This window comes from Moorena producens PAL-8-15-08-1, from assembly GCF_001767235.1.
Classification (GTDB): Bacteria; Cyanobacteriota; Cyanobacteriia; order Cyanobacteriales; family Coleofasciculaceae; genus Moorena; species Moorena producens_A.
This window is the reverse complement of the sequence record NZ_CP017599.1, coordinates 4,466,123-4,492,144: the sequence shown is the minus strand read 5'-3', so window position 1 is coordinate 4,492,144 and position 26,022 is coordinate 4,466,123. Positions and strand designations below refer to the sequence as shown.

The 26,022-nt window shown below is 43.7% G+C and carries 19 protein-coding genes; 11 read left to right on the top strand and 8 right to left on the bottom strand.

The genetic code is table 11. From position 1 onward, the window contains the following. Window positions 1–91: 91 nt before the first annotated feature. On the bottom strand, window positions 92–502 hold the full coding sequence (locus BJP34_RS16665) for a Fur family transcriptional regulator (RefSeq protein WP_070393309.1): 411 nt from the start codon (window positions 500–502) through the stop codon (window positions 92–94). A gap of 270 nt (window positions 503–772) precedes the next feature. Here BJP34_RS16665 and purS point away from each other — a divergent pair, with 270 nt between their 5' ends. The 7 genes from purS to arsC all read left to right on the top strand — a co-directional run bounded on the left by purS (window position 773) and on the right by arsC (window position 4,716). Continuing rightward, the gene (gene purS / locus BJP34_RS16660) at window positions 773–1,054 is read left to right on the top strand and encodes a phosphoribosylformylglycinamidine synthase subunit PurS (RefSeq protein ID WP_070393308.1); all 282 of its coding nucleotides are present in this window, start codon (window positions 773–775) and stop codon (window positions 1,052–1,054) included. Further along, entirely contained in the window at window positions 1,051–1,746 is a 696-nt protein-coding gene (purQ, locus tag BJP34_RS16655) for a phosphoribosylformylglycinamidine synthase subunit PurQ (protein ID WP_070393307.1), read from the top strand. Before purS ends, purQ begins: the two co-directional genes overlap by 4 nt. Before the next feature lie 301 nt (window positions 1,747–2,047). After that, window positions 2,048–2,350, top strand: coding sequence for an MSMEG_0570 family nitrogen starvation response protein (locus tag BJP34_RS16650; RefSeq protein WP_070393306.1), 303 nt, complete (start codon window positions 2,048–2,050; stop codon window positions 2,348–2,350). 14 nt (window positions 2,351–2,364) lie between these two features. Next, complete coding sequence (locus BJP34_RS16645) at window positions 2,365–2,691, top strand: ArsR/SmtB family transcription factor (RefSeq protein WP_070393305.1); 327 nt, start codon at window positions 2,365–2,367, stop codon at window positions 2,689–2,691. A gap of 219 nt (window positions 2,692–2,910) precedes the next feature. Next, a complete protein-coding gene (locus tag BJP34_RS16640; RefSeq protein ID WP_070393304.1) occupies window positions 2,911–3,366 on the top strand; it encodes an ArsI/CadI family heavy metal resistance metalloenzyme in 456 nt (151 codons plus the stop codon). 16 nt (window positions 3,367–3,382) lie between these two features. Continuing rightward, window positions 3,383–4,099 (top strand): MIP/aquaporin family protein, encoded by a 717-nt coding sequence (locus BJP34_RS16635; protein ID WP_070393303.1) that lies wholly within the window; start codon window positions 3,383–3,385, stop codon window positions 4,097–4,099. 221 nt (window positions 4,100–4,320) lie between these two features. After that, window positions 4,321–4,716 (top strand): arsenate reductase, glutathione/glutaredoxin type, encoded by a 396-nt coding sequence (gene arsC, locus BJP34_RS16630; RefSeq protein ID WP_070393302.1) that lies wholly within the window; start codon window positions 4,321–4,323, stop codon window positions 4,714–4,716. A 44-nt stretch (window positions 4,717–4,760) separates the two neighbouring features. On the opposite strand, the gene coaBC is transcribed toward arsC, so the two are convergent. From coaBC to BJP34_RS16600, 6 genes are all read right to left on the bottom strand, one after another. Next, window positions 4,761–6,005: a bifunctional phosphopantothenoylcysteine decarboxylase/phosphopantothenate--cysteine ligase CoaBC gene (gene coaBC / locus BJP34_RS16625; RefSeq protein ID WP_070393301.1), complete on the bottom strand. Its 1,245-nt coding sequence runs from the start codon at window positions 6,003–6,005 to the stop codon at window positions 4,761–4,763. Then, entirely contained in the window at window positions 6,002–6,214 is a 213-nt protein-coding gene (locus BJP34_RS16620) for a DUF2555 domain-containing protein (RefSeq protein ID WP_070393300.1), read from the bottom strand. The genes coaBC and BJP34_RS16620 overlap by 4 nt, the downstream gene beginning before the upstream one ends. 515 nt (window positions 6,215–6,729) lie before the next feature. Continuing rightward, window positions 6,730–7,437, bottom strand: coding sequence for a hypothetical protein (locus BJP34_RS16615; protein ID WP_070393299.1), 708 nt, complete (start codon window positions 7,435–7,437; stop codon window positions 6,730–6,732). Window positions 7,438–8,150: 713 nt separating this feature from the next. Beyond that, window positions 8,151–9,446 (bottom strand): carboxyl-terminal processing protease CtpC, encoded by a 1,296-nt coding sequence (ctpC, locus tag BJP34_RS16610; RefSeq protein WP_070393298.1) that lies wholly within the window; start codon window positions 9,444–9,446, stop codon window positions 8,151–8,153. Between the two features lie 476 nt (window positions 9,447–9,922). After that, window positions 9,923–15,124 carry a hypothetical protein gene (locus tag BJP34_RS16605; protein ID WP_070393297.1) on the bottom strand — a complete coding sequence of 1,734 codons (5,202 nt, stop codon included), beginning with the start codon at window positions 15,122–15,124 and terminating at the stop codon, window positions 9,923–9,925. Between the two features lie 1,624 nt (window positions 15,125–16,748). Further along, complete coding sequence (locus tag BJP34_RS16600) at window positions 16,749–18,068, bottom strand: P-loop NTPase fold protein (protein WP_070393296.1); 1,320 nt, start codon at window positions 18,066–18,068, stop codon at window positions 16,749–16,751. 435 nt (window positions 18,069–18,503) lie between these two features. On the opposite strand from BJP34_RS16600, the gene BJP34_RS16595 reads away from it, so the two are divergent. The 4 genes from BJP34_RS16595 (at window position 18,504) to BJP34_RS16580 (ending at window position 24,281) form a co-directional block, all read left to right on the top strand. Continuing rightward, window positions 18,504–19,346, top strand: a complete 843-nt coding sequence (locus BJP34_RS16595) for a cell division protein FtsQ/DivIB (RefSeq protein ID WP_070393295.1) — start codon at window positions 18,504–18,506, stop codon at window positions 19,344–19,346. 220 nt (window positions 19,347–19,566) lie between these two features. Then, a complete protein-coding gene (ftsZ, locus tag BJP34_RS16590) occupies window positions 19,567–20,838 on the top strand; it encodes a cell division protein FtsZ (RefSeq protein WP_070393294.1) in 1,272 nt (423 codons plus the stop codon). A 337-nt stretch (window positions 20,839–21,175) separates the two neighbouring features. Further along, window positions 21,176–21,754: a hypothetical protein gene (locus BJP34_RS16585; protein ID WP_070396714.1), complete on the top strand. Its 579-nt coding sequence runs from the start codon at window positions 21,176–21,178 to the stop codon at window positions 21,752–21,754. A 1,177-nt stretch (window positions 21,755–22,931) separates the two neighbouring features. Next, window positions 22,932–24,281 (top strand): NB-ARC domain-containing protein, encoded by a 1,350-nt coding sequence (locus BJP34_RS16580; RefSeq protein WP_070393293.1) that lies wholly within the window; start codon window positions 22,932–22,934, stop codon window positions 24,279–24,281. Window positions 24,282–24,508: 227 nt separating this feature from the next. On the opposite strand, the gene BJP34_RS16575 is transcribed toward BJP34_RS16580, so the two are convergent. Then, entirely contained in the window at window positions 24,509–25,762 is a 1,254-nt protein-coding gene (locus BJP34_RS16575; protein WP_070393292.1) for an FtsX-like permease family protein, read from the bottom strand. Window positions 25,763–26,022 lie beyond the last annotated feature (260 nt).

The window sequence follows — 26,022 nt, the reverse complement described above, 5'->3', positions numbered from 1 at the left end:
ACTGGGATCGTGTCTTTGGCTAGCTAAGCCGCTAAGGGAGAATCACCAAGCTTCTGTTAGAATTGCTGTTGTAGGTGATTACGGTATTATCTCATTCTGACTCTTGATATTCTGTAGCATTGGTTACAGAACACTGTTCACATAATCCGAAAAATTCCAAGGTATGGTAGAAAATAGTGAATTGATAAGAATCTTGCAACTTCTTCTGTAATTGAGGTATAGGACATTCCTCAATGGGAATAGACATCTCACAATTGAGACAAGTGAGGTGATGTTGATCATTTTGTACACCACTGTAGAGGGATTCTCCACTACCAAGAGTCCGGACTTGCACCATTCCTTCTAGTTTTAAAGCATCCAAAGCGCGGTAAACTGTAGCTAAACCCATAGATTGCTTACGTTTGCGCAGCTCGACATAAAGATCTTGGGCCGACATAGCCCGATTCAAGGTTGTGAGCAGTTTCAGAATTCGCTCTTGGGAGCGTGTGCGTTGGCCTTTCATTAATCTTTTTTTAATATCCTAGAATTTTTTTGATGTTAATGGTGCTTGTTGGTTCAAACTGTAAAGAAGGATGAATGATAAACGGATCATGAGCAACAATGAGCGCGGCTGTGCCCAAATCCCAGGATTAGGCTATCGCTAGTTACGCGCTGTGGCAGCTAAAAAAAATACTAGCTCAAAAAATACTAGTTGCTGATCGACTTTTTTAATCCTTGATCGTTCATCATTTATATTATATCCATTATCATTATAGATTGAAAGGGGAGAGTTGTGATTAACAAATATCAGGCTTCTATTTATGTTACACTTAGAAACTCTGTATTGGATCCAGCCGGTGTAGCTGTTGAGTCAGGACTGAAGCAGCTAGGCTATGAGAGTATAGAACAGGTGCGTATTGGTAAATATATCGAACTTAGCCTGAGTGCTGCTAATGAAGATACGGCGCGAGAGCAATTGAATCAGATTTGTGACCAGCTCTTAGCCAACCCAGTTATTGAAAATTATCGCTTTGAATTGGTTGAGATTTCAGCAAAACTAGGAGTGGAAGCATGAAATTTGGGGTGGTGGTCTTTCCTGGGTCAAACTGCGATCGCGATTTGGCCTATGTTACAACTAGCTTACTCCAATGTCCAACCCGGATGGTTTGGCATCAGGAAACCGATATTTCTGACTTAGATGTGGTGGTACTCCCTGGGGGCTTTAGCTATGGGGATTACCTGCGCTGTGGCGCAATTGCTCAGTTTTCTCCGGTGATGCCAATGGTGGTAGACCATGCTAAACAGGGTAAGTTTGTCCTGGGCATTTGTAATGGTTTCCAGATGCTGACGGAAATGGGGCTTTTACCAGGGGCATTAGTCAGAAATCGGGACTTACATTTTATTTGCGATCGCGTTCCAGTTAAAGTAGAGCGCACTGATTTATATTGGACTACAGCTTATCACCCAGGAGAAATTATAACTCTACCTATTGCCCATGGTGAAGGGCGCTACTACGCTGATGCTGACACTCTTAAAGCTCTCGAAGATAATGGTCAAGTATTGTTTCGTTACGCTACTGTTTCAGGAGAGATAGAGACAACAGGTAATCCCAATGGTTCCCTAAATAACATTGCCGGAATTTGTGATACCACTGGCAAAATTTTGGGTATGATGCCCCATCCAGAACGAGCAGCTGATCCGATGTTAGGCAATATCGATGGGATGAGATTGTTTCAGAGTTTGTTGAAGACTTTTGAGCATTGCTAGTGTTTTGGATACCACTAATTACCGATAATCGCGACCGCTACATGGGTCGCCTAAACTTTATCTGTCTGCAACAGATTCCAATTATACGGGATCTGGTTGACTGATAAATATTGCCATAAACTGAAGTTTATACTTTTTAAAATTAGTCGCTGTTAAGGCTCGAAAAAGTATTTTAAAAAGTAAAAAGAAGCAGAGGTTAGTCGTTGAGTGTACAGTGAGTGTTTGTTGAAATTTATTGTTATATTTAGTCAACTAAAAAAATATAAATATAAAATCGAATAATATCAAAAAATATCAAAAAATGCCTGAAACTAACTTTCAAATTCAATGGCCTGATGGTGATCAAGAACTTTGCTATTCTCCTTCTCTAGTGGTCAAGAAATATTTCAATGCTGACCAAGACTATTCCCTTTCGGAATTTGTGGCACTGTCTCGGACTGCGCTTCAGGATGGTAGTGATCGCGTCAAAGCTCAATTTGGTTTCCCTTGTAGCAAAGCACTAGGACAACTGAAGATAATAGAAGACAAAGCGAAGAAGTATAGTAATCTATCTGATCCAAAAGTGCGATTGCTAAAATTTATCGATGTCCAACCCACAGAATAATTCAATAAAAATTGATGCAAGCCACTTCTGCTCCAGACTCCACTACTATCCTCGCTGGCTTCCATGCTCTTTCCGATCCCCTGCGCCTGGCAGTGATTGAGCTACTGCGATCGCAAGAGTTGTGTGTGTGTGATTTATGCGATCGCTTAAATGTCCAGCAATCAAAACTATCATTTCACCTGAAAACCCTTAAACAAGCTGGTCTGATTCGCCCCCGCCAACAGGGAAGGTGGATGTACTACAGCTTGAATTTGCCCCAGTTTGTGGTTTTAGAGCAATATTTGGCAGAATTTCGTCGCACAGGTGTGATGGTACCTACCCGTAGTTGTTGCTCAGACTAGTTTAAAGTCTAGGTTGAATGGCTCTAGGGCTCTGATCACAGTATCAAGCGGCTTAAACCACAGACGTGAACTTTAGCATGCATGCCTTTTGCCTCTTGCCTTGCGCGTAGCGCTATACCATTAGCCAATTCAGCCGATGGCTTAACTATTGTTGAAGCAATAAATCAATTTTTTTTGATATATTAGGATTGACTAATTAGTAAAACAGGAGGGATCTTAATGGCTACTCTCAAAACTCATGTCTCCCTAAATGTCACTGACCTTCACAAATCTGTCACGTTTTACCAGGCAATGTTTGGTGTGTCTCCAGTTAAATACAAAGCTGACTACGCCAAATTTGATTTGGTAAATCCGCCCCTCAATCTCACCCTAGAACTAAACCCCAACATGCACTCTGGTGGAACATTATCTCATCTAGGTGTACAGGTTGAAACGACAGAAGACGTACAAGCTCAGATCAAGCGTTTTCAAGCTGCAGGACTAGAGGTGTTAGAGGAAAAGAACACTCACTGTTGCTATGCCATCCAGGATAAGGTGTGGGTAAGTGACCCAGATGGTAACCGCTGGGAAGTATTTGTGGTGAACGTCGAAGATACCGCACCCGAAATGAATCTGAAGATTACCGACAATTCTCAGCAGGAATCCAATACTGTTAAATCCTCCTGCTGTGGATAAATTAGATCACCGTTAAATGAGAATCCGCAAACTGATACCCAAACAAACTCTCTGGCCCTTAATATCCCATTGCTGGCGAGAGGCAGTAACTGAAGGCATGGCTACATTTATCTTAGTTTTTGTTGGCACTGGTGCTGTCATGGTTAATCACATCACTAGTGGAGCCTTAACTCATCTGGGCGTCAGTTTTGTGTTTGGAGCAGTGGTCGCTGCTTTAATCTATGCCACAGGACATATTAGCGATGCCCATATTAACCCAGCTGTGACTCTTGCTTTCTGGGCTAGTGGTTTTTTTCCCGCTCGCAAGGTGTTACCTTATATCCTGGCTCAATGCATTGGTGCGATCGCTGCTTCAACATTACTGTTGTTGACACTTGGTTATGTTGCTGATCTTGGCGCAACTCTGCCTCTACAAGGGAACTGGTTTCAATCCTTAGTGCTGGAAGTAGTACTCACCTTTATCTTAATGTTTGTGATCTTAGGCTCTGGTCTTGACCGCCGTGCTCCCATTGGCTTTGCTGGTTTGGCTATTGGCTTAACCGTAGCATTAGAAGCAGCTTGCTTCGGACCAATTACCGGTGCCAGCATGAATCCAGCCCGTTCATTAGGGCCAGCCCTAGTAGCTGGGATTTGGCAACATCAATGGATTTATTGGGTTGCCCCAATTGTAGGAGCGCAATTAGCCGTGATTGCTTATCGGCAACTTTCCCATGGATTTCGGGATATTCAGTAAAAGCATAGCTAAGCTAAAACGCATTTAAAATGGGTTTTAGCAATGGCAAAAGGCAAAAGGCAAAAGGCAAAAGGCAAAAGGCAAAAGGCAAAAGGCAAAAGAATAGTGGATTATATTTTTTTTATTTAATTTCAATAATATACAGTTTAAATGTACAAAATTTTATATTAAAACTCACAAGTAACAAGTAACAAGTAACAAGTAACAAGTAACAAATCACTATGAAACAAATCATGTTTGTTTGTAAAAGAAATTCCTGCCGTTCTCAAATGGCAGAGGGGTTTGCTAGAACCTTAGGAGAAGGAAAGATTTCTGTTACTAGTTCTGGACTAGAAGCAAGCCGAGTTCATCCTACAGCAATTCAAGTCATGGATGAAATTAATATAGATATTACTGACCAGACCTCTAATCCTTTAGACGATTTCAAGGCTGAAGACTATGATGCTGTAATTTCCTTGTGTGGCTGTGGTGTTAATTTACCAGAAGCCTGGGTATTACGAGATGTGTTTGAAGATTGGCAGCTCGATGATCCTGATGGGCAACCACTAGAGACCTTTCGACGTGTCCGAGATGAAATTAAAGAACGAGTAGCTAAGTTAGTGGAAACCTTGAGCTAATTAGTTGGTTTACGGTTAATTTCAAGAACTTATAAACAGCCTATTTATCTAGTAATTATTTGATACTTTACATTACTATTACCTTCCGGAGGATTTTGGATAAAATCAAATAAACGGTGAGCTAAGTCTAATTTAGTGCAGCGATTAATCTGTTGATGGCGTCCTGTGTTATCAATCAAAATTGCCTGGTTGGTATCACTGCCAAAACCAGCATTTGGTTTGTCAACTGGGTTAGCTACAATTGCATCCAATCGCTTCTTGTTTAATTTTTGTAACGCAGGCTTGATAATATCTCCAGTCTGTGCTGCAAATCCAACTAAGTACTGATGGGGCTGTTTCAGTCGTCCCAATTCAGCTAGGATATCTGGCACTGGTTTTAAAGGTAGAGCAGCAGGAAGTCCATGCTTCGGTATCTTCATCTCCTGGTAGATTCCGGGGGTTACATCGGCTACCGCTGCTGCCATCACAATCAAATCAGCATTGGGAAAATTGGCTAGCATCGCCCGATGCATCTCAGTAGCACTGACTACTGGAATTGTCCGGATGCCCATCGGTGCTTCCCAAGTAGCAGGTCCATGAACTAGGGTAACAACTGCTCCCCGATTTCTGGCAGCTTGGGCTAGGGCTAGTCCCATCTTGCCTGTGGAGGGATTCCCAATAAAGCGTACTGGATCTATATATTCCCGAGTGCCACCAGTACTGATTAAGACTTGTTTACCGGTTAAGTCTCGTTTGCCACCAGTGTAGAGCAGGGATTGGATAGAGGCGATGATCTCCTCTGGTTCTGCCATCCGTCCTGCACCAATGCGATCGCATGCTAACCGTCCTGCTGTTGGACCAACACTATGATACCTGGGGTCACTTAACAGCTGTTGCCAATTTCGTTGCACTGACTGCTGCTTCCACATATCTGTATTCATAGCTGGTGCCAACAAAATAGGGCAACTAGAGGCTAGAACCGTATTGGTTAGTAAGTTATCTGCTAAACCATAAGCCAACTTACCTAGGGTATTAGCCGTCAGAGGAGCAATCACCAATACTTCTGCCCATTCCCCTAATTCAATATGCACCGGGCGTTCGTGCTTTGCTTGCCAGAATACGTTGTCTGTATAAGCTGGATGGCGAGAGAGGGTACTTAGAGTCAAAGGAGTGATAAATTTTTCAGCTCCCTGGGTTAGAATTACCCTTACTTCAGCAACCGCCTTAAATAGGGTAGAAACCACCTCACAAACTTTATAAGCAGCGATGCCCCCACATACACCAATTAAAACTTTTCTACCCTTATTCACGCCTCGTCGTAAGCTTCCATGTCCAGTAAGTAGAGATAGGGTTGTGCTAACTCTGGACGCTGAAACGCCAGTGCCCGCAGTAGATGCCAATCTTTGAGTCCTTCAAATGCGCCAGAGTAATCATCCAGCTCTAGACGTGCAGCCAACTTGGCAACGTCCTCTGCACTGAGAGCTGAAAGGTCACGTTGGGAAATGGTCGTAGTTGCCATTGCTCACGCCTCTCTTGGTTAGCTTTTTTGTTAACAGTTGTACGTCTTCGACAACTTTACTTCTATTATCCCTATTTAGTGACACGACTGACTATAGATAATACCAGCTTTAGCGTGAAGTATTCGTAAATTTTTTATCAGTTTTTAGGGGTCATTTGTATGGAGGCTTACTATAGAAATATAACTTATTCATAAACTAACTATTATTAGTTAGTTATATTTATTCAGTTTAAAAGCCCTGGCTCTGATTAGGTGGCACAGATTTTTGGCAATAGCGATCGCTCTTCCCAAGTGCTCCGCAAACTCCAGCAGTTGTATTCACCTGGACTACTGCTGATCGTTGGTTCATTGATAGTCTAGCCTCTTTGATCAGTAGGCTCAAATTGGTGATAGCACCTCAAGTAGCGTGCGCGTAGCGCATTAGCTGAGGGCTGAATGATTACAACAAACCCCACAACAGAAACAAGTGGGGTTTGTATCACTATTTATGGTTGCTAATTAGATTGTCAGGTAAGCTAAACTAGCTTTTTCTTAAGGGTTAAACCAGTACCTAAAGCACCTAATGCCAATAATCCTAGCCCTGAGACAGGTTCTGGGACAGTGGTCAAATTAGCAGAAAACACTAAATCGGGGTCATCCAACCCTGCTTCGCTCCCCAGTATGTAGGTTGGAGCACGATTAATCGGGTCTTCAGCAGCAAACCCAGTCCCACCAGTATAGGGGTTTCCTTGGGCCAACTCAAAGTTTACTCGGGTGTCTATATAAACAAAGTATTCTGCTGATACATCAGCCAGTGTGAGCCCATTTTCAGCAAATTTATATGTACCGTTACTGACTGAGGTACTACTCCCCAAGAAACCATTTACTCCTACGGTTTGACTGGATAAATCAGCAGGAATACCTGTGAATCGCGAGTCAAAGACATAGGCAATACCCGAATTTTGAGTGCCTAGGGTAAATGAGTTTAACAAAACCGAACCGGATGTGGGAGCTGTGCCACTCCCCCCATCACCTGGTACATTGGGCGTAAAACTTTGACCCGGAAATGACAAATCTATGATTTCTCCTGGTGGGAAAAAGTCGCCTACAAATAAACCACCAGTGCTATTTCCTACAGAAAAAGTCGCTGCACTCACCGGTTCTAAAGCAGTGGCTTGTAAAGCAACTGAGGTTCCTAAAACAACAACTGCTGCTCGAATGAAAGCGACTGATTTTTCTTTCATCGACGTTGAAGTAGTCATATGCTGGTTAATTAAGTGGTAGATTTTTGATATCAAAAAATACTAGGAGGTTAAATGAGATGAATCTGCTTAACCTCCTATTTATTTCTGGAATTAGGCATTGTTCCTAACTCACGTTACTTACAGAGACTAATACGAAATCAGTTAGCTTTTGATAAAGATTCAGTAAAGTTTCAGACCAGTAGAGATTTAGCATGCTACGTCTCTACTTTTTCGTCACTAAGGAAATTTAAAGGAGATTTATGTGACGGGTAACCGGGCTAGGATTATAATAAGTTGGTAATTATTCTGACTTGTGGTACAAAAAAAACGGTCTCAATTATCAACAAGACCGCTCCATCAAAAAAATGCTGACTCAATGTATACTAAGTCCGGAATAGCAAAAATTTTTCTGGGAATACACTACTTGGAAAGCCCGATCACTTACCAAGTCTATCACTACTACATGGACTTAGAACATCATACTTTGCTTGAAAGGGAAAGGGGAAGGTTAACCTCATATCAGTAAGATATCTTAACTTAATTACATTTAAACTTATAACCATATTGCGTTTGGCAATTACCAATTACTCGTTACCAATTACTCGTTACCAATTAACAATTATCAATTAGAAATAGTTGGGAGAATTGCTAACATAAAATCTCCCATCTCTTGCCACATTCGACCCACTCTCAATCAGTGAAAGGTTTAAGGCTTAACGAGCTTTCCTTTCTGCCCTTGAGTCTTGTTTGGCAGCAATTTCCTGAACCAAAATATCAAACGCTTTAGCATACTGAGCATCATCCAAGGTGCCAACTTTGTCACGATTTTTCTGCAAGTCCTTACGCTGTTCATCGGAAAGCTCAAACACAATATCTGGTTCAATTCCGGACTTATTAATATCGCGACCACTAGGGGTAAGATACTTAGCAATGGTTACTGCCAGACCTGAGCCATCTCCAAGCCCTCGGACGGATTGGACTAAGCCCTTACCAAAAGTCTGAGTTCCTACCAAGATGGCACGTTGATTGTCTTGTAAAGCACCCGAAAGAATTTCGCTAGCACTGGCTGAACCACCATCGACCAGTACTACTAATGGTTTATCAGTCAGAGAGCGATTAATTGCTTTCTGGTATTCGGATTTGCCGATTCGGTTAACTGTTGACACAATCGTACCGGAATCAAACCACATCCGAGCAATTTCAATGCTGGCATAAAGTAGCCCCCCAGGGTTAGAGCGGAGATCTAAAACATAGCCACTAACCTTCTGTTCTTCTAACTTTCGGATTGCTTCCCCCATCTCCTTTGCCGCGTTAGCACTAAATTGAGAAAGGCGAATGTAGCCAATGCCATAACCATCTGAAGTTTCGCGATAGCTATACTTGACAGGGTGGATTTCAATCCTAGCTCGTGTGATGGGATAGTCTACTACCTTTTGGCCTCGCTGAATGGTTAAAGTCACGGAAGTCCCTGGCTTGCCTCGGATCAGTTGTACTGCATCGTTGACATCCATACCTTCGGTACTCTTGCCATCAATTTTGATAATGATATCCTTCGCCAGAATTCCCGCTTTAAAAGCTGGGGTATCCTCAATGGGGGAAATCACCATCAACTTTTTTGTTTCTTCATCCAGGGCAATCTGAATACCTACACCAGTTAATTCCCCAGATGTATCAATCTGCATATTCTTGAACTCTTCGGGATCCATAAACCGGGTGTAAGGATCGTCCAAGGGCTCTAGCATTTCCCGGATTGCCTTGTAGGCTTGTTCCTTGCTACTGTAAGACCGATTCAGATAATCTTGGCGAACTTCTTCCCAATCAACCTGGTTGAAGGTAGCATCTACATACCTGCGGTTAATAATTTGCCAAACTTCATCAACTAGCTCCTTAGGACTCTCGCGAAAGAAAGCCTGACTTTGAGATAGATGAAGACCAGCTCCTGTAACTGCTACAGTTGTTAGGACTACTGCTGTCGCACCAAGAACCAGGCCACGTTTTGTAATTACCATAATCCTTTCGCTTAAGGTCGGGAAACTAATGCAAAGGAGCTAAGCTAAATCTAACGAACGGGGATGTCAGACAGCTCCTATGCAAATCAATCTGAGACTGACACCCCCTTGTTCAATTTTGGGTAGTCTAACCCTTTTAAGATACCCCTATGGCTATAGCCTTTTAGGGGTGATCTGTGTTGTTGATTAGGGTCATGAGGATCTTATTTATCCATACTAACCTCATTAGCTAATCACGCCATCATACCACCACACCACACCACCATAATCCTATCTAGCTAGGATTTCAATAAATAAACTATCCTTACTAAGGATAAGGAAGCTGGGGGTATCAGTCCCATATTATTAATTTTCCTCCCACCCAACTTCCCCTCCGGAAAATTATTGTGGTCATTGGTTTTCATCGTTATTTGTTCAATGATTACCCATTCACCATTTCCCAGTCTAACATTACCGCAAAAGACCTACTAATGATTCTATTTGATATGGCTGTTTGTGATCAGCTGACAAAGTTGGCGATCGCTTTCTCTGACTTCCGGGTTGTTTTGGAGATAATTTCTTAGCCAGTGGCAGCTTTTATCTAGCAGATCGTCTAAATTCAAATTCCAAATTGCCACTGTACCATCTTCACTAGCGACTGCCAAGCCTGTTCCATCATGGCTCCAGCTAAGATTTGTGACGCGATGCTCACCAGCTTTCAAGGTTTTGATCAAGGTGTCGTCGAAGCGCCATAGCTGAACCTGGTTGTCCCAGCTGCTGGTTGCCAAAATTTTGCCCTTGGGGCTAAAACGGACTTTGGCCACACTATCAGTATGGCCTTTGAGGGTTGATTGTAAAGTACCATCTTTGTGCCAGAGTTTCACTGTATTATCATAACTAGCGGTCGCCAAGAACTTGTTTTCGGGTGAGAAGCTGACATCCAAAACCCAATTGCGATGACCTGGTAGTGTTTTCAGAAGTTTCCCATCAGCACTCCACAGTTTTACAGTTTTATCATCACTGGCCGATGCCAATCGCTGACTATCCTGGCTAAACTTAACTGCATTAACCCGCTCACTATGACCAGTGAGGGTATGAATCAATTTACCAGTGCGATCCCAAATTTTGACTGTCCTGTCCCGACTGGCAGACGCGAGGCGCTCCGAGTCAGGACTAAAACTAACATTCAATACCCAGTCCTGATGTCCCTTTATTGTCTTAATTAAGGTACCGCTACGATGCCAGAGCTTTACGGTGCCATCTCGACTACCGGAGGCAATTAGCTCACCATCAGGACTGAAACTAATACTATAGACCATATCATGATGCCCTGTTAAGGTTTGGAGCAGCTTACCGTTGCGATCCCAAAGCTTAACAGTTCTGTCATTACTAGCTGTCGCAATCTGTTGAGAGTCTGGAGAAAAGGTGACATCCTGTACATCATCCTGATGCCCTCTTAAAATCACGTGAGACTGATTAATACTACTCCAGAGCTTGATAGTTTTATCGTGGCTGGCTGAAGCCAGAATCAGTTGGTCAGTTTGAGGGTTGGATGGTTGTACAGGGATATGATAATTGCTGTGGGCTAGGTTGTCTTGAGAACTAAAGGGCTCAGTAGGACGGAAACTGACAGCACTAACCCCATCGCTGTGTCCCTTAAACGTGTTTATTAAAGTGCCTTCACGGTTCCATAGCCGCACTGTATTATCATCACTGCCAGAGGCAATCAGCTGACCATCAGCACTGAAAGCAACACCATTAACCCATCGCTGATGCTTGGGAAAGGTTTTGATTAGCTTGCCATTGGCACTCCACAACCTTACGGTTTGATCATCGCTAGCAGAGGCAATTAACTGACTATCTGGACTAAATACGACACAGTTAACCTGAGCGCTATGTCCTCTAAGAGTATTTAGCAATTTTCCCGTTTGACTCCACAACTTAATGGTGTTATCAGCACTAGCAGAAGCAATAATCTTGCCATCTCCACTAAAGCTTACCGACCGCACTACACCCCGGTGACCGGAAAAGGTTTTAATTAATTTGCCATCAACAGTCCATAATCGAATTTTCTTATCTTTGCCAGCCGCAGCAATCATCTGGCCATCTCCACTAAAACTGACACTGTATATATGACCAGCATTAGTGGTAATTGTTCTGACTAGCTGGCCAGTTTGACGCCATAGTCTGACTGTGCCATCCCAGCTACTAGAGGCAATTAACTGACTATCTGGACTAAAGGATACGCTCGTTACACTATCTTGATGACCTTCTAGGGTTTGGATTAATTTGCCATCAGGATGCCACAGTTTGACCGTTTTATCGCGGCTGGTGGAGGCAATCAACTGACCATCTGGGGAAAAACTGATGCTGGAAACAATATCACTATGTCCTTCCAGTCGATTGTGTTCGGAAACGGAATACACTGCCTGGGAAAGAGCTGTAATTACTTGTAGACGGGTATCTGCATCTACTGTTCGAGATGGTAGATATTGCTGCTCTTCCTGCTGTAGTTTTTTTGCCGCTCTTAACCCTTCGAGCAAAGCATCAAAGGTTTTATTAGACACGAAAAGAGCTTCTGAAGAGGCACTCAGGGCACTAAGCATAGCATTGATTCGTTGAGCTTCCGCTCGCCATCTCAAGCCACCATTGGTCACTGCTAAAACTGCCATCACTGTGCTAATGGCAATAGCACGCAATCGTTGTTTACGAACCCGCAACAGTTGACTCTCACTTTGTTTTAGCCTTACTCTAATATTAGACTGGGTACGTTGCTTATATTTTTGACGAATTGGTAGAACTAGATAATCATGAATTAGCTGATATCGGTTTTGTGGTGTTTCTGGCACTCGGAAGACTAAACCGGAACCGACCAAAATTTCCAAAATCAAGGGGATTTGAGTTAGTGTGGAGTTGTCCCAATTGGAGAGTACTAACTCAGCTTGAGTTTTCAACGGACGAGTACCTCGTTGATTGGTTAAGGAGAATAAAACTTCCCAGACGGCATCTTCATTCTCTGGCCCACAATCATAGATAATTTGGGAAAGCGATCGCTCTACTAGAACTGTCTTGGGGTCATCTCCCAAAGCTCGGTATCCTTCAAGGGTAGTAATTTTTTCCGCTTGTAGCTGAGCACCCACGACTTGTAACTCAATTAAGCTTACCACTCCGGTATTAGTGACTAAATCCTTTACCAGTGCTTCGATTAGAGCAGATTCTAACTTAAACTGAGATACTGCTGTTAAGGAGTGAATAACATTTTTGGCATCCTCCGGAGACAGATCCCCTAAGTGATAACGCAGCTTCTGATCCAGGATATTGTTGTTAATGACACTGAGATCCTTAGAGCGCTCAAACTCCAACAAGTAATGTAGATAATCTTCTCGCATAGACAAGATTATTTTTACAAAGGGGAGATTGAGGGCCTGGGCTAAAAAATCATAAAACTGATGCCGTTGCTCTAAGTCGGTGGCAAGGAAAAAAAATTCTTCAAACTGGTCAAAAATCAGGACGGTTAATAAGTTGTGCTGGGAACATCGATACAACTTATCGAGAATTGGTTTAAGGGTTAAAGCTTGTTCAACGCAGCTGTTAGAGTCGGGTAAGTTGTTCGCCGTAGGGGTTCCCTTCGGGTAGATTGTTCGCCGTAGGGGTTCCCTTCGGGTAGGTTGAACGGTTGAAGGTGAAAGGTTGGCATCTTTAAACTTGAAGGCAACTGTACTTGCTAATTCAAGGTCTAGACGTTTTTCCAGCTCACCGAGCCAATTCCTGTAAACGGTTTGTACCACAGTCAAGGTTTGTCTAGCACCAATAATTCTGGAGCTAAGTGCAGGAACTAAACCAGCATTAATCAGGGAACTCTTCCCAACCCCAGAAGTCCCGTGAATCACGGTTAGTTTGTGGTCATTGCGGCTAATGCGTTCGAGCAGGCCGTTGACATCGGTTTGACGTCCAGCGGCTGCAATTTCTAGGGCTGATGGACAATAACCTTTCTTGGTAATCGTTGCCTCAGTTTCTCGACTTGGCCCGACACTCTTTAAGGGAGCCATACCAGCAAAGGTAGAAAACCTAAACTGTTGTTCTATCAAGCGTTTTTGTTGCTTAAGTTCAAACCCTCGTTGGTATGCTTTTTGCTCAAAGTAGAGCGTACGCAATTCCTCCAACAGCTCCATGAACAGTTGAGGCTGCTGCTGTAGAGGGTTGGGCTCTATAGTTTTGAGGTTTATGGCTTGTTCAAGATAATTAATCGCAGATTTTGGCTTGCCCAGCTGGCGCACAGATCTAGCAGCTAGCAGGAGATAGGAAGCTCGATGGCAAAGGTTTTGAGGGTTGAGACTCCCCTGAGATGTCTCCAGAGTGCGCACAGCTGTGAGGGCTAAGTCTATAGCATGGTTCCAATTCGATTGCTGATAGGCAACTGTTGCCAAAAAGCCATAGGCTCGAGAGAGCTGAACTGGATTATCTTGAGTGTGAGGCTGTGCTATAAACGCTAGCGCTAAATTTTCTAAGTCTGTCCAATGTTCCAGGTGTTGTAGGACTTCTCCCAATTTTATGGTCAACTGAGCCACCAAGTCCAAGCGTCCTGTTTTAGTAAACACCTCAATGGCAGTACAGAAGCTTTTCTGGGCTTGCTCCCACTGATGAGAACCGATCGAGCCTTGTAACTGGGCTTGACGGCAATAGCACAAGCCGATGTGATGGAACACTAAACCAAGCCGTTCTAAACCTGAATGGGTGAGGGGGGGATCACATAAGGGGGGTATTGAGTGTTTAGTTTGTCCGAGACGTTGATCAAAACATGTAGCTGTGTCCCTTGTGCCCTCTTTTCTCTTCCTAGAAGCTTTACCTTGGATAGTTGTACATGCTTTTACCGGTTTAAGGTTTTTATAATAGTGTTGCTCTGAATGGGGAGCCTCACTGCCCAAGCAGCCGCCCCATTCTCCTATATCCTGCTGCCAAAAATTTAGACTCTGCTGATAATGCTCCAACGCCAGATTAATCTGGTCATTTTCAAAGGCATCTCGCCCTAGAATAAAATGCTTGGTAGCTAGTAGGACAGAATCTACGCTGATATCATGAGATTGCAAATCCTGTAATGCCGACTCAAATTCTTGGCGTCGGGGGCAATCGGGAGCCAAAGAAAGCACCTTGTTGGGCAAAAACTCTCCCAAGTCTCTAGCGAAAATATTGCCAAAGATTTGATCTGCCGTTCTATAACATAAAGCGAGTAATTGGTCAATGGTAAGTTCAAACCGAATCGAGGTAGTAGCCCAATTTTTAAAATAAGGAGCAAGCCTGATCAACTGTTGAAGTCCCTGGTCAGTTACCCATACCACTAAAGGACAGGTTAAGCATTTGGGCAATTCATCTCGCACCTGGTTAGCCGAAAGTAGTACCTGGTTGATGGCATCAACTGACTCTAGACCCGATACCATTAGGGCAGATGTTGTCCCATACTGTTGGGTAGTAAAGATATTACTAAATAGAGTTTGACTAGACTTGTTAAGAACTAGCTCACCTATAGTGAGCTCCGTAATTTCTCGGACGTACTGCCATATTTCCTTCCTAAATAACTCGTAGTTGCATCGCACCAAAATCAGTGCAAATTCTCCTTGGGAGAACATTATTGCCCGGGATAGGCTTAATAGAGAGCGAGCACTGTATGGGGCTAGTGTTTCTGGGGGATTTTGCTGCTTCATGTCACTAACCTTTTGACCCCTACTGGTACAGAAATTCCCTATTACTAGGGTGATTTCACCCCTAGATAGTAAAATGACTATCAGAACTTATCGGTAAGTACGGGGTTTCACTGATAAAAAACAATAAGTATAATTAGGTCTTACTCAAGAAAAATGTCTCTCATAAGTCCCTTGATAAATAGTTCAGTAATTACTACTACTTAGTTTATAAATATATTTAATTAAAATTATTAATAGCAATGATAAATTCACTTATTGATCCTCAAGTCCATAGCCTTGATATCAGTGATTTCCCGGAATTTTTCATTTTTTATAGTGGGGTGGAACTATAAGTTCCTAGAGGAAAACAGGTAACACAGTTAAACTATCAGGACTTCCGCCGTCACTCTACCTTTAGAGGCGGCGGAAATCCTGACTAGATCAGTTTTTAACTCAATGAGGGACAAAATTTGTCCCTTTGAACCAAGTAGTAGATGGTAAGTGCTAGGTTCTACATGAGGGGATTTACCTTACCTGACGGGGGTGAACCTGAAGGCTAAGCCAATGTCATACCAAGCTTTTAGAGAAAGTTCTCCCTCAAAAAGAGAAGGGTGATTGACAGGTAAGGTTACAATATGATATCCAAAAGCGTTCTTAGCTTCCTCCGCTCTTATGCCCCACAAAGAACATGCGCAGCATGAGTGTGGTCAGAAGTTCCCGCAAAAACAGTGGAGCCTTTTATAGTTGGCAGTCTGTGAGTTAAGGGTTAAATCTTTTTGTAGTAAGGCGACCCTGTCAGCCATGCAAAGCGCGAGTGGGGGAAACCACGCCAGTTGCTCATGGTTTGAAGTTACCGTAAGATAGTGGAGCCTTATTAACAAATATTGAACCCTTTTCTGCATAACCTGCTAACTATAAAGGCTCCACTATCTAAGGTTTCGTCTCCGGGGAGACCCCCAAGACCGCACTGGCTCCCCAAGACCGCGCTGGATCGCTCTTTTAAGGTTTCATTTCATCTCCGGGATGAATCGCGGAGCTGGAACTCTGATAAACAGCCTGAAAAACGTTATACTAAAAATAGTAGGGAAAACAAATTAAGAGCTAACCGCCACCTGCTAAGTAAAAAAAAGAACTTTTTTAATTGTTCCGGTGCGGAGGGGCATCCCGGAGACGAAACCTTAGAAGAGTGGAGCCTTAATCATAAAGTTTTAACCAAAGGTGCGCTTTCCGCATCTAATTATTAAATTCGCCACGGGTCTTGAAGTTACCGTAAGTGTAGTGGAGCCTTAATACAATAGTTTTAACCATGCATCCTCATAGCCAGTCACCTATAAAGGCTCCACTACACTAAGGTTTCGTCTCTACACCTCTTTTATGCATAGCCGACTAACCATAAAGGCTCCACTCTTCTTGCGGTAACTTCTGACCGTATCGTTAATAAAGCTTACCGAGTAACCGAACGCGCCCCGCGTCGGGCAAAGCCCGATAGCGATGGCTGGTGTTGGTAAGAAGCCCACACTCAACCTGACAAGGTGAGTGTGGGAGTATGTCACCAAACTAATAAATTCCATAGGTGCGCTTTCCGCATCTAATTATTAAATTCGCCACGGGTCACACCTTTGGAAGCCAAGGGATTTTAACCTTGTCACAGAGCTAGAGACCGAAACTTGTCTGTTTCTGCTAACGCTGGGTTGATCCCAAACCAGCGCCCTTGTTCATCTTGGTATTCATAGACAAACATACTGCGCAATAGGGTTTGATATTCTTGTTCCCCCTTGACGGACTGCTGTTGCACGACTTGAGATAGCAACTTCCACTCTTCCTCTTCAACAGCCAGAGTCAAATCATCTCGGTATCCCTTAATCACACGCTCTAAACAACTCCTGGAAAAGGGCGGGTCTTCCTGTTGCAAACAGTTATAGAGCAACCCTAACAAGTTACGGACATGACCTCCACTAATGCGACACATCCGGTCGAGGGTTTCTGGGCTATCAAATACTAGTGGAATCAGGGTTAGCCGCTGTTGAGGATCAACCATTGGAAAAGCTCGGGCTAGCAATAGCTGTCGCAGCAGTGCCATACCTTCTGGATAGTCACTACCATCCCGTAACTGTATCGGCACCATGGGCAAAATTTTTGGAGCTACACCACCACCGACTCGATTTTTGAGAGTTTCGTACTCGTTGGAGAACATTAAGGATAAGGGTAGAGTGTAAACCACATGGCAGTTCAAACGCCTTAACTGAGTACCACGGTCGATAAAGAGATATTCTGGCTGGGAGCGACCTGAAGCCATCGAGCGATTATCAACTCGGTCAAGATTATCAATAATCACCACCAAACCCTTTTTGCCAAGCAACTTCAGCTGCTCAATCGCTGATTGTAAAATTTCTTCGTTGATGGCATTCAAAATGCTTTGGGTGCGGGGTTCTAGGTGCTGTCGTAGCAGTTGGCGTTGTTGAGGACTGTCTTTACTTCTGGCTGTAACCTTGGCAATGCCTACCGAAAATTCGGCTTCTGTTGAAAACTCAATAGGAGTTTGCAAAAAGTCTTTGATTTCATTAAATAATTTACTAAAGTAACTGGGTTTGAGCTGTATGCTGATCGCTTCTAGGCTTTCACAGACTGACCTAGCGATGCTGAGTAAAATGTCACTGACATCAACATCTACCATGTCTAGGTCTTGAGAGGACTCAAAATAAACAACATGAAATTGCTGTTTCTCCAAGTCGGCTTTAAGTCTTAACAACTCAGTAGACTTACCACAGCCAATATGACCAGTAAACAATTGACAGGTAGGTTCATCTGGTGACAGACGGGTAATGGTTCGTCCTAAAGCTTCGATAATCTTTCCTCCCCTGACAGCGGAAAAATCGATATAGTATGGATGGTCTTCTGGATTCCCCATATCTAAGGTTTTAGCTGGGTTACACGCTTTGAAAAATCTTGGTAGATGCAGTTCCATAAATTAACCTCCCACCGTTGTGGTGATGGTTGTGGTTTACAGAAGGCGGTTAGAAAGCCCACTCCTTCAACAGGGTGATATAGAAAGCGTCGCCAGTGATTAGTCTTTTGTAAAAGACTAATCATTAATCACTGACCCATCCCACGACTAAGGTACGTGGGATGAGTTAACTATAGAGGACTGATTAGACACCAATGCCTTTTCCCATCAGACTGATGGAACCTGTTAAGTATAAAACGTGGGAACCTAGTAGTGGTTAAATTAAAAAAAGTATTTGGTGCTCAGTCAGCAATTGCACAGTTCAAACCTTGTCGTTACCCAGATTTTTGGGTAGATTGGCGTGAAGCGATCGCGCAATGCGCAAAAAACGCCCACGCCCCAATTGTTAGGCTTACTTCAAGTCATAAATGTACTCTGTCGATTGATCGGTAGTAGATGACCAACATCGCATCAGTCTCTCAATCACAATTGTCTAATCGACGCAAACAACTGCGACGGACACGCCGGATTCAATTTTATCAAAGGATTTGGCGTACACTTTTGGTGGGCGGTATCGCTGGAAGTTTACTCTGGGCAATAACTTTACCAGATTGGATGATTCGTCACCCAGAACAAATCGAGATTCAAGGGAATTATTGGCTTTCTGCTGAAGCGATACGCTCCCTGCTGCCTTTATCCTATCCCCAGTCTTTACTACAAGTACAACCCCAAGTCCTTGCCGAGTTTTTGGAATCTGAAGCTCCTATTGCTTCGGCTAATGTTAGCCGTCAACTAATACCACCAGGATTGACAATACAAGTTAGAGAGCGTCAACCAGTGGCTATTGCTGACCAGAGTAAGCTCCAAACCAAAAAAACTAAAAACTCTACCCCAACCTTGGGTTTAGTCGATGAGCAAGGGATCTGGAGCCCCAAGAGCAGTTACGAACCACTCTCGGCCAACCTGAAGTTGCCGAAGTTGAAAGTGATTGGTCAAAATTCCGATTATCGCCCTTACTGGTTCGATGTTTATCAAGCTGTGAGTCATTCGGCTGTCACAGTTTTCGAGATCGATTGGCGAAATCCAGCCAACTTAATTCTGAAAACCGAGTTAGGAAATGTACATTTAGGTCCTTACAGTGAACACTTTTCCACGCAACTGAGAGTTCTAGATCAGATGCGAGAATTGCCGAAGCGCACACAAAAGAGCAAAATAGCTTACATTGACTTGCAAAACCCAGACTTACCATCGATTCAAATGATCACAGACCATAAAAGTGTGGAATCCAGAGTTAAATAACGATAAGCGTTGAAGGTCAGACAGCTCTACATCCCTACTCTGACAGCTAAACCGAGGTGATATTTCCAGCAACCTATGTTTTGTTTCAGGTCAGTTATCCGGTATAGAGCCAGCCGTTGCCAGGGTCTTTGGTTTTTCAATCAACTTACTCTATAGTTAACTCAGACTGCTACATATAACTTATAAAGATAAAGATAAACACTTACCCTCACCTCTTGCAATGACGCTTAATAGTCAACTAGGGCTTGCTGCTCAAAGTTCTAAAATCATCGCAGAAGCAGATCTTTCATTAGGATCCGACAATACACATCCTTTTAGTAACTCTGTATTACAATTCGGTCAAACTTATGATTCTAATCGCATACCCAGGGAAGAAACTAGGAGTGACAATATCGTGCCAGGTAGCGTTGCAAAAATCAAGGTCATTGGTGTTGGCGGGGGTGGTGGTAACGCAGTTAACCGCATGATTGCCAGTGATGTCAGTGGAGTAGAGTTCTGGTCAATTAACACAGATGCTCAAGCACTAGCCCAATCAGCAGCACCCCAGCGCTTACAAATGGGGCAGAAGTTGACTCGAGGCTTGGGAGCAGGAGGGAACCCAGCCATTGGTCAAAAAGCCGCTGAAGAATCCCGGGAGGAAATTGCCCAGGCTCTAGAAGACACTGACCTAGTTTTCATTACTGCTGGGATGGGGGGTGGCACTGGCACAGGAGCTGCCCCGATTGTAGCAGAAGTTGCTAAAGAGATGGGTGCTTTAACCGTGGGAGTGGTCACTCGTCCATTTACCTTTGAAGGACGCCGCCGTACTTCCCAAGCCGAGGAAGGAATTGCCGCTCTGGGGAGTCGAGTCGATACCCTAATTGTTATTCCCAATAATAAACTTTTGTCAGTGATTTCAGAACAGACTCCTGTTCAAGAAGCATTTAAAGTAGCTGATGATATCCTGCGTCAGGGGGTGCAAGGGATCTCTGATATTATTACTATTCCTGGCTTGGTGAATGTGGATTTTGCCGATGTGCGAGCGGTGATGGCAGATGCTGGTTCGGCTCTGATGGGCATCGGGATGGGTTCTGGAAAATCCCGAGCTAGAGAGGCAGCAGTAGCCGCCATTTCTTCTCCTCTGCTGGAGTCTTCTATTGAAGGGGCTAGAGGGGTAGTTTTAAATATTACTGGTGGCAGTGATCTGACCCTCCATGAAGTGAATTCAGCAGCAGAAACTGTTTATGAAGTGGTTGACCCCAATGCCAATATCATCTTTGGAGCAGTAATTGATGATAAGCTGCAGGGTGAAATTAGAATTACTGTGATTGCTACGGGATTTACCGGAGAAGCCCAGTCTGCACCTAAATCCGTGGAATCTCCCTTGAATCGGCGACCGATTGCTCCTACACCGATGCCCCCTACTCCCAAGGTTGAGCCTAAGAGTAGACCAGGATTAGATATTCCAGAATTCCTGCAACGGCGTCGTTTTCCCAGAGGACCAAAGGAGTAGAAAAAAACTGGCACAAATCCAGATGGCATGGAAGTAAAGCTTTCGGAACCTATAGCCAAGGCAAGACTGTTGTCGGTACCCTTGGTAATTGGTGATTTTACTACTAGGGGTGAAAACTTCCCTAGACATTGCTCTTGAGCCTGAACCCATGAGAAACTTTTTTCGGTTATCACTATCAATAGGCTGAATCAGCCAGACTATGGAGTGGGAGTTTTTGTTGACTATCTCCCTAGCTTTGAGCCAAAAAGGGCTGCCCACAGATTAAAATTTCAACTATTCTTGCCTTGGATGAAGTTTAGCTATACTTATGACTTCTAATCACCGAACCAATCACCCTATGCCCAAATCCAGTAGCGATCGTTACCCTAGTTCAACATCGGCAAACAAATCGAATACATACTGTCCGTCAGTACCAATTTCTGTATACCGGGAACTAGCAGCTGAGTTGCAAGCAACACAGGCGATGTTGGACTCTCTCCATTCTCAAAACCAGCATTTAGTTAAACAACACCAGCAGTTGCGACAGGAAGTTAAAAAAGTTATTAATTCAGCTCTGCATCTACAGCAGGTGATCAATTCCTTAGAACCAGTGAGTCCAGCTGAAGTCCATCGACCTCAGCAAGTCAAGCCGCCGGAACCCCGTCAAGCTCCACCAATTCCATCCCAGCGCACGGGTAAAACTATCCCAGGGGGTGAATTTTCACCACCTCAGAGGAAACCTCAAACCCCTCCCTCTTCCTATCGAGAAACTCTAGTGATTGAACAACAAGACAATCGCTCCCTGCGAAGTTCGCAGCCAGAGGCAGTGTCATATGTCAATGGCTGGGTGTTGGTTATAGCCATTTTGGGAATTGTCTTGAGCGCATTTGGTGCTGGCTTTTTAGTGGTGAAACCGATACTAGATAGTAATCGTTGAACCTATGTCCTGCTTGATTTATCGATTAATGGCGGGTTCTTTGAGATTCATCCGCCAATATATTGTTGTACTCAACCTCGGCTGTATTTACCGCTATTTTCGCCTCCGCATTGCACCATTAACTAGAAAATTACCATAATTACTACCAAGGCAAATCGGTTTTTAGCAGTTAATGGTCAGGTCTATCAGGTTTGCCACGGTCAATTGTGCCCAGAACATTGGTTGATCACAGATCTGTTTACTTAGATCAAATCCACAGTCATTAGTCAGTGATGAACGGCAACAACAAACCTGTTCAACCTGAGTTCGATATCAGCGATCGCTCCATGAACGAGTAAAGGATATAAGATTTGGGCAACTAGGCTAGATTAAGGCGCTAGATTAAGGCTTTGAGCGTGACGTTGAACTCAGGTGAAAATTCATTCTTATGTCTAACTCATAATAATGAATTTTAGCAGAGTGAGTATTTAATGGGAAGTAGAACTGGTCGTACACAGCAAGGCATGGTCTAGGTTGGTTGTGAGTGCCCTCTTCACCTGAGTTCGAGATTAGCGTAGACTCCAGAAAAAATAACTCTGCGCGCCTGCAAGGGCGCGAGGGATTGCTCGCGCCCTTGGGTCGCACCGCAGGGATACAAGCTTTCAGGGACTAGGATAGATTGAGGCTTTCAGCGTTACGTCGAACTCAGGTTCTTCCTATGCTGAGTGAAGTTACCCCTGAGAAATGCAAATGTACTAAAACAACATTGATATCGCTAGCCATAGTTTCGTCAGGAGCGTCTGACGAACACACTTACATCTGTTAGCGATGCAGCAAGAGAACAGGGGAGCTAGCGCGGTCAAAGGAGTCCACCCCACTCGCGCAATGCATAAAGAATGGATTTAAGAAACATGAACCGGCAGCACATGCCTCAACCATAGGGGTTTGACAAAGTGTCTCTGCCAGAGTTGGGTTTGAATTGATCGGGACATAAGTTGGAGGTATAGCACTACGCATTAAAGTTAGGACATTGATACAAGCTGAAAACCTTGTGTAGTAAACTTTTGCCTCTTGCCTCTTGCCTCTTGCCTTGCGCGTAGCGCTATAAGACTCATATTAATGACCAAAATGGCAAGCAGTTCTCAGAAAGAGGATTTACAATGAACTATCAGGTTTCTATGAGTATGAGCGTGCAACTGTGATTCCCTATGACTTTCTAAAAGCGATCGCAAATGAACACGGTGTATCTAAAGCCGAGCTGGAGGTTGTGGCTTTGGCGATGGAGGGTCAATCGACAAACGCGATCGCAAAAATCCTCGACATTAGTGAACATGCAGTGCGCAAAAGACTCAGCGAGGTCTACAAAAAGTTTCCTATATCGGGGACAGGGCCTGTAAAGCTAACCAAACTGCAACAGCTGCTGGTCAATCGCTATCAGAGTGATCTAGAAACCCAGGATATCTCCTCTAACTGCAGAAGCTATACCCCTATTTCTACTGTCCAATCCTCAAACCCCAAGCAGATGGATTGGGGTGAGGCACCAGATGTTTCTGTTTTCTATGGTCGTACTGAAGAACTACGCCAGTTAGAAACATGGATTGTTAAAGATCGTTGCCGATTGGTGGCACTACAGGGTATGGCAGGGATTGGTAAAACCACCTTGTCAGTGAAGCTGGCTAAACAAATTCAGGATCAGTTCAATTATGTGGTATGGCGTTCCTTACGTCAGGCACCCCGGTTAGAGGATATCCTAGCAGCACTGCTCCAATCTTTATCTGGGCCCCTAGAAACTGTAGGATATGAAACAGCAGGAGGGTTAAACCCACTCCCTAGTCCTAAAACTGCCAAGGAGCTTATCTCCCAACTAATTGAGTACTGCCGCCAACACCGCTGTTTGATAGTCCTCAACGGTGCCGAATCTATTCTACAGATTGGTACACTTGCGGGCATCTACCGAGAAGGGTACGAAGGCTATGGAGAATTCATCAGACGGTGGGGAGAAGAACCCCATGAAAGCTGTTTGTTGATTACCAGTCAGGAGAAACTCAGCGAAATTTCGTTACAAGAAGGAGAGACTTCACCCGTTCGTTCCTTAAAACTTGAAGGTTTAGGAGAAGCCGCTCAGTATATTTTGCAGGAAAAAGGATTGTCTGGGCAGAAAAACTGGGACTATTTAATTCATGGGTATCGTGGTAATCCCTTGATGTTAAAACTTGTTGCCATAACCATCAAAGAAGTTTTTGATGGCAGTGTGACTGATTTTTTGGCAACTACCCTATTTACTCATGACGTTAGTGACTTTATCGAAGAAATCTTAGATAGGTTATCAGATTTGGAACATAAAATTATATATACCATGGCTAATCACAAAGAACCTGTAATGCTAACTCAATTACAGGATGAATTACTGGAGATATCGCCTCAGGAATTACTCAGGGCTCTAGCCTCCCTCAGACAGCGATCCCTAGTGGAAAAATATGAAGGCGGATTCACCTTGCCTCCTGCAGTCATGGAAGTTACTAACCAATTAATTGCTGAGCGAGAATAGTCATAATATCCCACTTTACTAATTTTTTTTTTAACTATTAATAGTTTAATTTTATAACTGGGTGATATCGATTCCAGTTAATCAATTCCTATTCAAGGAAGTCGTTAATTGTAAAATGTTAATGGTCTACGGTCAATTAACATTTTACAATTAACAACAATTAACAATTCACAAACAACCAAGAATGATAAGTATTAAATTGGACATGATATGACTCAAAAGGGTTTCTAGGCTTTAAATACAATAGCTGGATCAATACGAGTCACCTTTTGGATAGCGAACAAACCCGAAGTTACACACATTACCACAGTTATACCAAAAACACCTGTTGCAGATATTGGCGTGATCAAAAGGATAATTCCTTTTGATTTAACCCACACACTCAACCCCCAGCAAAGGAGCATACCAGGCACATAACCAAGAACAGCCATCCACAAGGCTTGTTCGACAATAACACTATAAATAAAGCGATCTGGTGCGCCCATTGCTTTTAGGGTACCAAACTCTTTGATATGGTCAGAAACTGAGGCGTAGAGAATCTGAGTGACAACTACCATGCCAACAATCACTCCCACAGCAGCACCTAGACCCAATACAAAACCAAGACCTGTTCGCACCTGCCAGTAATTTCGGGTCCTGCGTGCCATTTCAACCTTTGTATAAGCACGAGTCCCGGGTAAAGCAACTTCTAAATTCTGTTTGAGTTGCTCAAGATCCTGACCTACTTTAGCCTTTACCATGATATAGGTAATGGGGTCTGTCAGGGTCAAAGGTGTAGGTTCAGGAATCTCCGACTCATCAGACTTATTCAAAGACTTTGACTTTTCGTAAATAGTGGTACACTGCAAATTATCTGAAGATTCTACAGTGCAGTTAAGCTTAGAGGTATAGCTTGTGTTGATATAGGTATTGGCATTTTCTAAGGAAGCAAATACAAATGGGCTAGCTACAAGGGATTGACTCTCTGTGGTTAGGCCGACCAAGCGAGCAGGCAAGAAGTTAACCGTAGCAGTATCACCGATATCTGTCACATTGAGCGTCGGTAATCTGCTTTGATCCACCATAACCGTGTAAGGCGCCTTAAGGGTCTTCAGTCTACCCCGAGTGATTTTTCCGGGTTGGAACAGTGTTCCCCCTAGGTCAAATCCAATCAACTTCACAGGACTGGTATCTCCCTTAAGAGGACGCCATCGACCTGGCCCCATGAGTAGTGCTTCTGCTCGCTCCACACCTTTGACTCGTTGAGCTTGATCCAGCTGATTCTTTAAAAGTGGCTCGGTTAGCTCAAACTGAACCATTCGCTCAGAACTTACCCATATATCTGCCTCCGACCCCTCAATCAGAAGAACTGTAGAGCGAGTGAACCCGTTGAGTAGACCAGTTTGAATGGTGACTAGGCTAACGGCAAACATAATTCCTGCTTGAGCGACCAGAAAGCGAGGGATGTCTGCCCAGAGGTTTTTGCGAGCAATAGAGACCATAGGAGATCATGCCGAGAGAACTGTTAAGTAATATAACGTCCGAGAGGTTATAAATTTTAAGGTGTGGGTTTTTGGTAATTGTTATTTCTCCCAACCTTGGTACGAAGAAGGCCTGATCGCAAGCGTCAGCGACGACAACTAGTCTATGGGCTGACTCTGTTGATTGAAAAAGCTTTTAGAACTGAATAGGGCAAGGGTTTCAGAGCTGTAGCCCGTCCTTGGTGAATGCTTACAGTCAACCTCATAAAGTCAGTGTAGCT

What these genes read in the sequence shown, in the direction of transcription:
- BJP34_RS16665 (WP_070393309.1), bottom strand. Translation starts at nt 502, where the DNA reads ATGAAAGGCCAACGCACACGCTCCCAAGAGCGAATTCTGAAACTGCTC.
- purQ (WP_070393307.1), top strand. Translation starts at nt 1,051, where the DNA reads ATGAAATTTGGGGTGGTGGTCTTTCCTGGGTCAAACTGCGATCGCGAT.
- BJP34_RS16650 (WP_070393306.1), top strand. Translation starts at nt 2,048, where the DNA reads ATGCCTGAAACTAACTTTCAAATTCAATGGCCTGATGGTGATCAAGAA.
- BJP34_RS16645 (WP_070393305.1), top strand. Translation starts at nt 2,365, where the DNA reads ATGCAAGCCACTTCTGCTCCAGACTCCACTACTATCCTCGCTGGCTTC.
- BJP34_RS16640 (WP_070393304.1), top strand. Translation starts at nt 2,911, where the DNA reads ATGGCTACTCTCAAAACTCATGTCTCCCTAAATGTCACTGACCTTCAC.
- BJP34_RS16635 (WP_070393303.1), top strand. Translation starts at nt 3,383, where the DNA reads ATGAGAATCCGCAAACTGATACCCAAACAAACTCTCTGGCCCTTAATA.
- arsC (WP_070393302.1), top strand. Translation starts at nt 4,321, where the DNA reads ATGAAACAAATCATGTTTGTTTGTAAAAGAAATTCCTGCCGTTCTCAA.
- BJP34_RS16620 (WP_070393300.1), bottom strand. Translation starts at nt 6,214, where the DNA reads ATGGCAACTACGACCATTTCCCAACGTGACCTTTCAGCTCTCAGTGCA.
- BJP34_RS16615 (WP_070393299.1), bottom strand. Translation starts at nt 7,437, where the DNA reads ATGAAAGAAAAATCAGTCGCTTTCATTCGAGCAGCAGTTGTTGTTTTA.
- ctpC (WP_070393298.1), bottom strand. Translation starts at nt 9,446, where the DNA reads ATGGTAATTACAAAACGTGGCCTGGTTCTTGGTGCGACAGCAGTAGTC.
- BJP34_RS16605 (WP_070393297.1), bottom strand. Translation starts at nt 15,124, where the DNA reads ATGAAGCAGCAAAATCCCCCAGAAACACTAGCCCCATACAGTGCTCGC.
- BJP34_RS16600 (WP_070393296.1), bottom strand. Translation starts at nt 18,068, where the DNA reads ATGGAACTGCATCTACCAAGATTTTTCAAAGCGTGTAACCCAGCTAAA.
- BJP34_RS16595 (WP_070393295.1), top strand. Translation starts at nt 18,504, where the DNA reads ATGACCAACATCGCATCAGTCTCTCAATCACAATTGTCTAATCGACGC.
- ftsZ (WP_070393294.1), top strand. Translation starts at nt 19,567, where the DNA reads ATGACGCTTAATAGTCAACTAGGGCTTGCTGCTCAAAGTTCTAAAATC.
- BJP34_RS16585 (WP_070396714.1), top strand. Translation starts at nt 21,176, where the DNA reads ATGCCCAAATCCAGTAGCGATCGTTACCCTAGTTCAACATCGGCAAAC.
- BJP34_RS16575 (WP_070393292.1), bottom strand. Translation starts at nt 25,762, where the DNA reads ATGGTCTCTATTGCTCGCAAAAACCTCTGGGCAGACATCCCTCGCTTT.